Here is a 12,468-nt window from a genome sequence, read left to right as displayed (position 1 = left end):
ATAATCGTAAAAAATCACGATAAAAACCAGTGTAGCGATACACTGGTTTTTTGTTTACAGTTTTTTGTTTACTGACTTTGCTTTACCAGCATTTTTATACCAATTTTCTATACAGCATTTCTTGATAGCCAAGCCTTTCATTTTTAACCCATTAGGGCTAGCTTAATACCTATCTTGGATAAAAAGTGATCTCTCATGGACGCAAAATCGCACTTGGCTTTCAATCTGTGCAGGCACTCTCCCCTGCTAGCATTAACTGTCATTAGCCTATTCATGCTGGGAGGCTGCGCTAGTAGCGATGGTCCATCCTGCCAAGAACCATTCCAATTAAGCTGGAGCAATCAACGCCAGCTACAAAAAGATGTTGAAACCTTAAGTTCACCGCCTTTTGAAGGTCGCAAAACCAACACTAAAGGCGCGGCGGCTGCCAGGGAATATTTAATCGTGCGCATGCTGCAATCTGGTCTGGTGCCCTGGCAGCGTAATTTCGATCAGGAGTTTGAATATGAATATCAGTTTTCCAAACACAGGGGCTATAACTTAGTCGGCATGAAACTGGCCGATAACCCGACGAAAAAATGGCGTGTTATCGTCGCCCACTATGATCATTTAGGCATGAAAGGCAGCCGCTATTATCCCGGCGCCGACGATAACGCCTCGGGGATCGCCGCCATGCTGGCCATCGCCAGCCACGCCAATACCCAGTCCATGCCAACCAATTTACTCTTTATTGCCACTGACGCCGAAGAGCCTGGACTATTTGGCAGCAAAGCCTTAGTGGATCTGCTGACCAATAAAACCAGCCATCCCACAATCAACGACATAGAGCTGGTAATAAACCTGGACATGATAGGCCATCCAGCCAGGGGAAACAGTATCTACCTGGAAGGACGACGGGGCTTTGCTCAATTTGACCAGTTAGAACAGACACTAGAGAGCACAGTTGGCTTATGTATCCGCGCCAATCATCCACCCGAAGCCGGGAAGTCAATTCAAAGGGTCGATTGGCTAAGAGCCTCAGATCACTACCCTTTTTATCGTGCAGGTGTTCCCTGGCTCTATTTTGGTGTGCCGCCACACCCGGATTATCACCAAATGAGTGACACGGCCGATAAGATAGATATGAATTTTCTAGCGGCTGTAACTGAAACCGCTTTTAAACTGCTAATTATTGACAGTTATCTTCTTGATAAGTCCAAGAAATAGTAGACTACTTTGTTATTTTTAAAATATTAACGTATTGTTAAATAATAATTTATTAAACTACATCATGATTTATTAGTGAATATCATAGCTATATATAGCAAATCGAATAAGATGCTGCTATAATGATCGGCTTATTGATTGTTTTCGGTGCGGGAAGTCGACACGGGGTTGATTTTCTGTCTATGAAATCTTGAGTGCAGCCACTGCACTTTTGTTACACCACAAGGTTACAACCCATGTCATCCAGTGAAAAAACTTTCCGTGAACTCGGCCTTGCCGAGCCTTTGTTGCGTGCTCTTGACGAGCTAGGTTATGAAAAACCAACGCCAATTCAATCTGCTAGTATCGAGCCTTTGATGGCCGGTAAAGACATTTTAGGTCAGGCACAAACAGGTACAGGTAAAACCGGGGCTTTTGCCCTGCCACTGCTTAACGCAATGGATCCGAGTGTCAATGTGCCGCAAATCTTAGTCTTGGCCCCGACCCGTGAACTTGCAGTGCAAGTTGCCGAAGCCTTTGCCAGCTACTCTAAATTTATGAAGGGATTGCATGTACTGCCTATCTACGGCGGTCAGAGCATGCATCAGCAACTTAACGCCCTGCGTCGCGGTCCACAGATCATAGTCGGTACACCTGGCCGTGTGATGGATCATATGCGTCGTGGCACCCTCAAGCTGGACACTCTGAAAGCCATGGTGCTCGATGAAGCCGATGAGATGCTGAAGATGGGCTTTATCGATGATATCGAGTGGATCTTAGAACACACGCCTCAGACCCGTCAGCTGGCGCTGTTCTCGGCGACTATGCCTGAACAGATCAAACGCGTCGCCAATAAATATCTGCAATCACCAACTCAGATCAGCATTGCCGCCAGCCACACCACAGTTGAATCAATTGAGCAACGTTTCGTGCAGGTTTCTCAGCACAACAAACTTGAGGCTCTGGTTCGCGTATTAGAAGTAGAAAATACCGAAGGTATCATCATCTTCGTACGTACCCGTAACAGCTGTGTGGAACTGGCCGAAAAGCTTGAAGCCCGAGGTTATGCTTCTTCACCCCTGCATGGTGACATGAACCAGCAGGCCCGTGAGCGTGCCGTCGATCAGCTTAAGAGCGGTAAACTCGATATTCTTATCGCCACCGACGTTGCGGCCCGTGGTCTGGATGTTGAGCGTATCGGTCACGTGATCAACTATGATATCCCTTATGATACTGAGGCTTATGTTCACCGTATTGGTCGTACTGGCCGCGCAGGTCGTACCGGTATGGCGATTCTGTTTGTGACGCACAGAGAGATGCGTATGCTACGCACTATCGAACGTGCCACTAAAAGCCGTATCTCTCCCATGAACGTGCCTAGTCCAGAAACCGTCACCGAGCGTCGTCTGTCACGTTTAGGTGAGCAAGTCGCCAGCTGCATTAACAATGAATCGCTGGACTTTATGGAAGGCGCCGTTGCCCAGTTGTGTCAACAGCTGGAAGTGGATACAGATATCCTGGCCGCCGCCCTACTTAATTTGGTGCAGAAGGAGCGTCCGCTACAACTGCCTCCAATGCAGGAGCGTCAGCGCGATAGAAGTGACGAACGCAGAGAACGTGGTGATCGTGGCACACGTGAGCGTAGCGATCGCGGTGGTCGTCGTGACTCGCGTCCTACCCCGGCTAGCCTAGGCTCTGCCGATACCCTCAAAGATCATCCGGATGTGAAGATGTGCCGCTATGTGATCGATGTGGGTCGCGACCATGGCGTAGGTGTGGGTAACATAGTTGGCGCCATCGCCAATGAAGCCAACATCGACAGTCGTTACATAGGTCAAATTCAGCTGTTCGATCAGATCACTGCTGTCGATCTGCCAGATGGCATGCCAAAAGATATTCTTCAGCATCTGAAGAAAGTGCGCGTCTGTGGCAAGCCGCTTAACATACGCGAAGCGGGTACAGAAATGCCTAAAGGCGGCAGTGACAGCGAGCGTTCACCTAGACGCCGTAAGCCTCTAGGCGACAAGAAACCACACCGTAAAGGCGGCAGAGATAAGGCTTAATCTTCATTGAGCCGACAACAAAAAAAACGGGGCACTGCGCCCCGTTCTTATCTGACTTTATCGCTTATTTAAGATCGAAGCGATCTAACTGCATCACCTTGACCCAGGCTGCCACGAAATCAGTAACGAACTTATCGCGGGCATCATTCGAGGCGTAGACTTCAGCAATGGCTCTGAGTTCTGAGCTGGAACCAAAGATCAGATCCACTGGCGTGGCTTGCCACTTAAGCTCACCCGAGGCGCGATCATGGCCTAGGTAGACTCCCTCTTGCTTAGCATCTTTGCTCCAAACAGTAGACATATCGAGCAAGTTGATGAAGAAGTCATTACTAAGCTGACCCGGCTTATCGGTAAATACACCGTAAGATGAACCATCATAGTTAGCGTTAAGGGCGCGCATACCACCGACCAATACTGTCATTTCAGGTACATTCAGACCAAGCAGGTTAGCCTTATCCACCAGCATCTCGGTGGGTGACATATAACTCTCAGCGGAGTAATAGTTACGGAAACCATCGGCAGTGGGCTTAAGGTAGTTGAAAGATTGCACATCTGTCTGCGCTTGAGTCGCATCGACACGGCCAGGCACGAATGGCACCTCGATATCATAACCCGCCTTCTTCGCCGCATCTTCAATCGCAGCCGCTCCGCCCAGTACTATCAGGTCGGCCAGTGATACCTTGCTCGATGACTTGCCGTTGAACTTAGATTGCACAGACTCCAGTTTAGTCAGGGCTTTTTTCAGTTCTTTGGGGTTATTCACTTGCCACTGGTTTTGCGGCTCAAGGCGAATACGCGCCCCGTTTGCCCCACCGCGCATATCGGTCACACGATGGCTCGATGCCGCAGCCCATGCGGTGCGGATAAGTTCGCTATTGCTCAGGCCAGAATCTAGCAGCTGCTTCTTCAGGCTGGCGATTTCGCTTGCTGCAATTGCTTTACCTTGCGCCATTGGCAAGGGATCTTGCCACAATAACTCTTCACTTGGCACTTCACTGCCCACATAGCGTGCCCGTGGGCCCATGTCTCTGTGAGTCAGCTTGAACCAGGCTTTAGCAAAGGCTTTATCAAATTCCGTCGGATCTTGTCTAAAACGCTCAACTATCTTGCGAAACGCTGGATCTTCTTTCAGGGCTAAGTCGGTAGTGAACATGATAGGCGCATGGCGCTTGCCCGCAATATGCGCATCTGGCACTAAGTTAGCCGCCTCTTTGTTGTCTGGGATCCACTGGGTTGCCCCCGCAGGGCTCTTAGTCTGTACCCAGTTGAAATTCATCAGGTTATCTAGGTAATTTGACGACCACTGAGTCGGCGTAATAGTCCAAGCCCCTTCTAAACCACTGGTGGTTGCATCGGCACCTACACCTTTACCACACTTGTTCTTCCAGCCTAGACCTTGCTCTTCAATAGCCGCGGCGGCAGGCTCTTTACCCACACACTCGCTTGGCTTCTTGGCACCGTGAGCCTTACCTAAAGTATGGCCACCGGCAATCAGTGCCACTATCTCTTCATCGTTCATCGCCATACGGCCAAAGGCCATACGTATATCTTCAGCGGCTAATAGGGGATCTGGCTTACCGTGAGGGCCTTCTGGATTCACATAGATCAAACCCATCTCAACCGCTGCCAATGGGCCTTTGAGTTTACCTTTGTTGTCGCGACGCTCATCGGTCAACATGGCAGTTTCTGGCCCCCAGTACACTAAATCCGGTTCCCAATCATCAGTGCGACCACCGGCAAAACCAAAGGTCTTAAAGCCCATGGACTCCAGCGCCACGTTACCGGCGAGCACCATTAGGTCGGCCCATGAAATCGAACGGCCATATTTTTGCTTTACTGGCCAGAGTAAACGGCGGGCTTTATCTAAGTTGGCGTTATCTGGCCAGCTGTTGAGTGGATCGAAACGCTGTTGACCACCTGAGGCGCCGCCACGACCATCGTGGACACGATAGACCCCGGCGCTGTGCCAGGCCATGCGGATCATCAAAGGCCCATAGTGTCCCCAGTCCGCAGGCCACCAGGCTTGAGAATCTGTGAGTGTGGTTTGAATATCTTTTTTAAGCTGAGCAAGATCCAGCTTAGAAAACTCGCTGGCATAATCAAAATCGGCACCATAGGGGTTAGATTCGACGCCATGCTGGCGCAGTGGACTCAGGTTAAGTTGATCGGGCCACCAGAACTGATTGGTTTTGCTTTCGGCAACCGCTGATGTCGAAACCGCTGCCGCAGATAGCGCCATAGAGAGCGCCGCGGCTACAGGTAACATTTTCTTATACATTATGATTTCCTCATTTCTATCTGTTCATCTGGAACTACTCCATCAGGATAGAAATGAGAATTATTTTTGACTAATTGATTAGCTTGAAGATAACAATCGATTAAATTAATGAATGCTAAATTTAAATGAAAAGTTTTTTATATTTAGTTAGTTAAACAATACAAAACAAGATGATGCCCAGTTTATTCCCCGGTGCCAATATAGCGCTGGTATTTATTTGTGTTAATGTACAAACGATTGAATTAAAGCCGTTTTTATTACACTTAACCCAACTGCCAATGACGATTGCGATTAGGTCACTATGATATCGATAAAACAACTCTATTATGCCCTTGCCCTCGAGCGCGCCCTGCATTTTAAGAAGGCGGCAGAAGCCTGTAATGTGTCGCAATCCACCCTGAGTACGGCGATCAATGAGCTGGAAAAACAGCTGGGGATGATCATTTTTGAGCGTAACAATAAGCAGGTTCTCGTTACTAATGACGGCAAGCAGATCCTTGCCAAAGCCAAGAAGGTGAAGCTGGAAGTCGATGAACTCATGCAACTGTCACAGCAGAATAAACACCCCTTCTCCGGTGCCATGACCCTAGGGGTTATCCCTACTATTGGGCCATATCTCTTACCTAAGGTACTGCCTGAACTGAGAAAAAATCATCCTGACTTCAAGCTTAAGATCATAGAAGATCAATCCCATGTGCTGGTGGATATGCTCAGAAATGGCGATATCGATGCGGCAGTTTTAGCCCTGCCCTTCCCCATAGATGGCCTGATGAGCTTCGACTTCTGGCAGGAGGACTTCTACTGGGTGAGCCATAAAGATGAATGCCCAAGCAGGGTACAGGAGATCACCAGTGAAGAACTGGAGATAGAGAAACTCATGTTACTCAAAGATGGCCACTGCCTGAAAGATCATGCGCTCGCCGCCTGTAAATTGCAGAAACAAAATCCCAGTTCAGAGTTTGATTCCGCCAGCCTGCACACCTTAATCCAGATGGTGGCAGGTAAACTCGGTAGCACCTTAGTGCCACAGATGGCGCTAGATCAACTTATCTTTAACGAATCTGAGCTACGGGCCATCCATCTCAACGAGCCCGGCCCCCATCGCACCATCTCATTGATCATTCGACCTAACTATGTCAGAACCCATGAGATCACCCTGCTGCAAAAACTCTTCAATGCCCAGTTGGCAAAGAAATGTGCCTGAGAGGCTCACAATATAAATTTGCAAAAGAAGTATCAGCTCCAGAAGTTCAAAGACTGATAGTCAAGGGAATCGGTGACAGTCAGCTTTTTACAGGGCTGCTGTTACTTAATCGCTTAATCTAGACGGCGGATCCTTAAACTGACCTCTTGTCGTAACCCTTCAGCACACCGCTGACAGATACAATGTTGAACATCCTTTAGTGCAGCATGCTGCTGCACCGCTGAAGATTTAGAGACGAACACCTGTTGGTAACACCAACAGGTTTGGACGTCTCGATTATGACTAAGAGCGCAATGATTAGGCTGCTGACAGAGGGGACAGGTACTGGGATTCATATCACAATCAAAGGATGAGAAACTGGTTTAACACTAGCATTGTAGCGCGACAAAACAACAAGGTCCCAGATTTTTAAACTGAGGCCTTGTTAAATTTGACAAAAATACTGATGATAAATAATTACTTACCCGGTCTCACCCCTAAGGTATGGCAGATGGCATAGGTCAGTTCGGCGCGGTTCAGGGTATAAAAATGAAAATCTTTCACCCCTTCACGGGACAGCACTTTCACCATATCGATAGCGACGTTGGCACCCACTAACTGCCGGGTAGAAGGATCATCATCCAAGCCTTCAAATTGCTTGTGTAACCAGCCAGGAAGCGACACATTCGTCATACCCGCGAAACGTTTTAGCTGCTTGAAATTGGTTACGGGCAGGATACCCGGCACTATCTCAACATCAATTCCGGCGCTGACACAGCGATCGCGAAAACGCAGATAAGACTCAACATTAAAGAAGAATTGGGTAATGGCGCGATTGGCACCGGCATCGATCTTCTTCTTCAGGTTAATCAGATCGGCCTGTGCATTGGCCGCATCGGGATGCACTTCTGGATAGGCCGCCACCGAGATATCGAAATCGGCCACCGAACGCAGCAGACGCACTAAATCATTGGCAAAACGGGTCGGTTTAGGGCTGCCTTCCGGCAAGTCGCCGCGCAGAGCGACAATATCGCGAATCCCCGAATTCCAGTAATGTTTCGCCAGCTCAATAAGCTCTTCATCGCTGGCATCCACAAGCGTGAGATGAGGGGCCGCCACCAGATCCGTCTCTTTCTGGATACGCTCAATGACCCCATGAGTACGGTCACGCACACCCGAGTTGGCCCCATAGGTGACAGAAACAAACTTAGGATTAAGCGGCTCGAGACGACGAATAGAATCCCAGAGTATGGTTTCCATCTCGGGGGTTGCCGGCGGGAAAAACTCGAAAGAAACATTGATGTCACCATTGAGCTCAGCCAAGCTTTGGTTCAGTGAATTTGCATGTTGGGCGTGGTGAAAAGCCATCTCTATTTCCTCAGAAAATCTAACTAAAAGGTATAGACGTTTGGACGTCTATATGTCCATATACTAGAGAAACTCAGAATGAAGTCAAGGGCAAATGTCCAATTATCTATTAAAAAGTAGACCCTATCTCTGGCAGAGCCTAGAGCTGGTAACAAAAAGCCCCACTCTGGTCACAAACCAGAATGGGGCTGCTCCAATCGCTGGCCTATTCCTGCAGGAGATCGCGACAGATCTGCGTCAGATCTGACTGCACTGCCGCCGCGGTCACCTCACGTCCGGCACCGGGACCACGGATGATCAGCGGATTGCTCTGATAGAAATGACTGCGGATCACAAACACATTATCCCCAGGAGTTAAATTAGCATAGGGATGATGATTATCGACCCACTCGATGCCGACCTGAGCCTTCAACTTAGATTCAACCAGCTCAAGGGAAGCAACATATCGCAATACTTTATTTTGCTCTGCTGCCGCCTGATATTGCCTGAACATTTCATCATCGAGCTGCGACATGCGCTCAAGAAAGGCGTCTAATTTAATCTCAGCCAGGTGAGCAGGCACCAAAGATTGCAGTGCGATATCATCAAGCTCAAGCTCGTAACCTATCTCACGGGCCAAAATAAGCAGCTTACGTTGCATATCACGACCAGACAGATCGTCGCGAGGATCGGGCTCGGTGATCCCAAGGGCCTTAGCCTCATGCACTAACTCGGAGAAAGGCTTCTTGGCATCATAGTTTTCGAACAGCCAACACAAGGTACCGGAGAAAATGCCTCCGACAGCTTGAACATCGTCACCACTGTTATGCAGATCATTGAGCACATGTTGCACTGGCAAGCCAGCACCACAACTGGCGTTATAGCGCCAAAACAAACGGCGATTACCCAGCTGTTGTTTCAGCTCCTGATAAAAGGTCAGCGGACCCGAGCCAGCCAGCTTATTGGCACTGACGATATGGATCCCGCGGGCAAAAAACTCAGGGTATTGCAAGGTTAAGTCTGCGCTCGCGCTAATATCCAGCGCAATTAGCTCATCACACTCAAGATTTTCTAACTGCTCAAATAGATGAGAGTATTGCCAAGGTGTCGCACGCTGCTCAAACTCCTGTTTCCAATTGCTTAAATCAATGTCAGTCTCACTGAGTAATGCCCGTTTCGAGCTCAATAGCCCCACAAGTTCGACACTCACTTCCAGCTCTTTATTCAGTGCTGACCGCGCCCGCTTAAACAGATCGACCCAGGCCTCACCAATATTGCCGATACCCAGCAGTAAAATACCGATACGTTTACGCGGACCGGCGCAGCGACGATGGACCTTTTGTGTCAACAGATTAACCTGCTTCTTAGGCACCAAAGTCACCAGGCTCAGGCCATCATTGCATAAGGGATGAGCATCACGACTGAGCAAACGCGCAAAACCGCGGCGGTACAGATTGGCATCGGCACTGACCAGCGCCACCAGACCTAGCTCTTGATTGACTTGCAGATCCTCAATCCCTAAAGCTTGACGGTTCGCCTCAAAAATCACCTGTGCCTGTTTCTGGTTCTCATGGGTAAAGGCCAGTTCGACGCGCTTATGGGCCAAGGCCCAGTATGCCAGCGGCGTCAGCCCAGCCTCGACAAAAGCGTCCAGCAGTTGTGGCAGTTCGGCAGACAGATTCAGGCTAAAGAGCGAGACACTGGGCAGGCTGGTGACCACAGGGGCGCTGGCCTGGGAGCTCTTAGGCGCGATTAGGGTAAAATCGGTATGGGGCGCATAGCTGGAGCGAACGGCCAGGCTCACCTCTGTATCAAACAAAGGCTGCAAGGTTCGACTATGTAGCACAGGGGAACCTAAGTGAGCCAGTCGATTGGCCTCGGTGAGCGACATACTCTTTAATAATTTAGCATCATTGATCCGATTGGGATCGGCATTAAATACCCCTTCCACATCGGTCCAGATGGTCACGCGATCGATATTGGCTAAACTGGCAAACAGGGTTGCACTGTAATCTGAGCCGTTTCGCCCTAAAAGCAGCGTATCCCCTTTATCATTGGCGCAGATAAAGCCAGTGATCACCAGTCGCTCGTTGGCATGCTGTGCCAATAAGGCTTGCAGTTTACGTCTCGATTCCTCGATACGGATCTGTGGCACAGCCCCCTCATCGGCGACCAGCAGGGTACGGGCATCCACATCGGCAGCGGCCACACCTGACTCTCGCAGCAGGGCAGCCAGCAGCCTTGAAGACCAGCGCTCACCAAAGCTCACCACCTGATTACGTTGATAGTCATTGAGCTCGGTAAGGGCGAGTAAGGTGCTCAACTGAGATTTATCTGTGGAGAGTCGCTCGCGCAAGCTGCGCGCCTGCTCATTGGAGAGCAACTGCTCGATAAGATTCTGCTGATAACTAATCAACAGCTGCAGCTCTTCCTGCCACAGCTGTTTGCTGTCGCTTAAGTCCAGCAGTTTATAGAGAAAATTGGTGCTCTTACCCGCGGCAGACACCACGACCAAATCATCACTGTGGCCATGGGTAAGTAAAATGTGAGCGACACGGCGGTAACAATCGGCATCGGCCAGACTCGAACCACCAAATTTATGCAAATGACAAGGTGTCATTCTCTGCTCCTCAATACTGTTAACAACTAACTGCGTTAGCAGCATCTAATGCCGCCTGTATATCGGCTACCAGATCGTCGCCATCTTCGATACCCACAGAGAGTCTGATCAAGGTATCTTTTACGCCCGCCTCGAGACGCGCTTCTCGCTCCATCGCCCTGTGGGTCATGGTGGCGGGCACGGCAACCAGGCTCTCCACCCCACCCAGACTTTCGGCCACAGAGAAGCAGCTTAACGTCGCTAAAAAGGTCACCAATTGATCTTCACCGCCCTTAAGCTCAAAACTGAGCATAGCGCCAAACCCTTTCTGTTGTTTGGCTGCGATCTCATGGCCTGGATGATCTTTCAGTCCTGGATAATATACTTTTTCCACCGCGCTGTGACGAGTCAATACCGCCAATACTTTCTGGGCATTGGCCTGATGCTCACGGATCCGCAATGCTAGGGTACGCAGACCCCGCAGGGTCAAATAACTATCGAACGCCGACCCCGTTAATCCCAGGGTGTTCGACCACCAATGCAGCAGCTCGCCGAGCTCGGCGTCTTTGGCCACCACGGCGCCGCCAACGACATCGCTGTGACCATTAATATATTTAGTGGTCGAGTGGATCACTATATCGGCACCCAGCTGCAAAGGTTGCTGCAAGATAGGCGACAAGAAGGTGTTATCCACTACGACTTTCGCCCCCACTCTATGGCTCGTCGCGGCGATGGCCTCGATATCCACCACCCGCAGCAAGGGATTAGAAGGCGTTTCCAGCCAGACCATCTTAGGTTGCTGCGCGATCGCCTTGGCCAATGCCTCGCTGTCGGTCTGATCCACAACGATAAGTTTAAAGGCATTTTTATTGGCTAGATTGGTAAAAAGGCGATAGCTACCACCATAACAGTCGTGGGGCACGATCAGCAGATCGTCAGGCCCAAGCAAACTGGTCACTAAAGTGATCGCCGCCATGCCCGTGCAGGTGATCACCCCAGTTGCGCCGCACTCCAGTTCGGCTATCGCATCACCTAAAATAGAACGAGTCGGATTGCCGGAGCGACTGTAATCGAAGTCGCGAGGATTTTTATGGCCATCGAAGGAGTAGTTAGTCGACAAATAGATAGGCGGAACCACAGCACCATGCTGAGTATCAGATTCTATGCCCCTACGAACGGCGGCTGTGGCTAATTTACGCGCTGTCATCTTGCTACTCCTGAAAATTGATGGACAAAAGGTCATGACCAAAAGAGATGTCTGGACGTCTAAATTTACCTAAGCAATAGTTGGACGTCAACATATTTAGACGTTTAGACGTCCAAACATTTAGAAATCTATTTGCATTTCTCAAAAATTCGAGGCAATAATTTGACTGTGATTTGTAAGGGTATAGAATCTGCCCCAAAATTAAAATTTACAGGTGAGTCAATGACTGAGTGGAATGGCGATTATATCAGCCCTTATGCTGAACATGGTAAGAAGAATGAGCAAGTGAAAAAAATCACAGTCTCAATTCCTCTTAAGGTGCTTAAAATATTAACCGACGAACGTACACGTCGTCAGGTGAATAACCTTAGACACGCCACTAACAGTGAACTCCTCTGTGAAGCATTTTTACATGCCTATACTGGCCAGCCTCTTCCCCATGATAACGATCTTGCCAAAGATAAGCCTGATAGCATCCCGGCTGAAGTCAAACGACTCATGACTGAGATGGGCATAGAATGGGAAGAGCTGGAGTAATAGCTACACTTATTATAATAGCAAGGGAATAATCCTCGCCTGTTATAAACCCACTTCGAATGTAAAGAG

At 49.3% G+C, this 12,468-nt stretch carries 9 protein-coding genes; 4 read left to right on the top strand and 5 right to left on the bottom strand.

What is annotated here, in order from left to right; translation table 11 throughout:
• The first annotated feature begins 195 nt into the window (after positions 1-195).
• Both LZP69_RS08765 and LZP69_RS08760 read left to right on the top strand, forming a co-directional pair.
• Positions 196-1,206: a M28 family peptidase gene (locus LZP69_RS08765; protein WP_234199939.1), complete on the top strand. Its 1,011-nt coding sequence runs from the start codon at positions 196-198 to the stop codon at positions 1,204-1,206.
• 236 nt (positions 1,207-1,442) lie between these two features.
• Positions 1,443-3,248 (top strand): DEAD/DEAH box helicase, encoded by a 1,806-nt coding sequence (locus LZP69_RS08760; RefSeq protein ID WP_234199937.1) that lies wholly within the window; start codon positions 1,443-1,445, stop codon positions 3,246-3,248.
• 64 nt (positions 3,249-3,312) lie between these two features.
• On the opposite strand, the gene katG is transcribed toward LZP69_RS08760, so the two are convergent.
• Positions 3,313-5,526 (bottom strand): catalase/peroxidase HPI, encoded by a 2,214-nt coding sequence (katG, locus tag LZP69_RS08755; protein ID WP_234199936.1) that lies wholly within the window; start codon positions 5,524-5,526, stop codon positions 3,313-3,315.
• Positions 5,527-5,827: 301 nt separating this feature from the next.
• On the opposite strand from katG, the gene LZP69_RS08750 reads away from it, so the two are divergent.
• Entirely contained in the window at positions 5,828-6,730 is a 903-nt protein-coding gene (locus LZP69_RS08750; protein ID WP_234199934.1) for a hydrogen peroxide-inducible genes activator, read from the top strand.
• Positions 6,731-6,843: 113 nt separating this feature from the next.
• Here the strand turns inward: LZP69_RS08750 and LZP69_RS08745 are convergent, their stop codons facing one another.
• The 4 genes from LZP69_RS08745 to metB form a co-directional block, all read right to left on the bottom strand.
• Positions 6,844-7,065, bottom strand: a complete 222-nt coding sequence (locus LZP69_RS08745; RefSeq protein WP_234199933.1) for a cysteine-rich CWC family protein — start codon at positions 7,063-7,065, stop codon at positions 6,844-6,846.
• Positions 7,066-7,186: 121 nt separating this feature from the next.
• A complete protein-coding gene (metF, locus tag LZP69_RS08740) occupies positions 7,187-8,077 on the bottom strand; it encodes a methylenetetrahydrofolate reductase (protein ID WP_234199932.1) in 891 nt (296 codons plus the stop codon).
• 205 nt (positions 8,078-8,282) lie between these two features.
• A complete protein-coding gene (locus LZP69_RS08735) occupies positions 8,283-10,676 on the bottom strand; it encodes a bifunctional aspartate kinase/homoserine dehydrogenase II (RefSeq protein ID WP_234199931.1) in 2,394 nt (797 codons plus the stop codon).
• Positions 10,677-10,695: 19 nt separating this feature from the next.
• A complete protein-coding gene (gene metB / locus LZP69_RS08730) occupies positions 10,696-11,862 on the bottom strand; it encodes a cystathionine gamma-synthase (RefSeq protein WP_234199930.1) in 1,167 nt (388 codons plus the stop codon).
• Between the two features lie 222 nt (positions 11,863-12,084).
• On the opposite strand from metB, the gene metJ reads away from it, so the two are divergent.
• Positions 12,085-12,399 (top strand): met regulon transcriptional regulator MetJ, encoded by a 315-nt coding sequence (metJ, locus tag LZP69_RS08725; RefSeq protein ID WP_234199929.1) that lies wholly within the window; start codon positions 12,085-12,087, stop codon positions 12,397-12,399.
• The last annotated feature ends 69 nt before the right edge of the window (positions 12,400-12,468 follow it).

This window comes from Shewanella sp. AS1 (assembly GCF_021412565.1).
GTDB lineage: Bacteria > Pseudomonadota > Gammaproteobacteria > Enterobacterales > Shewanellaceae > Shewanella.
This window is presented reverse-complemented; position numbering and strand designations above follow the sequence as displayed.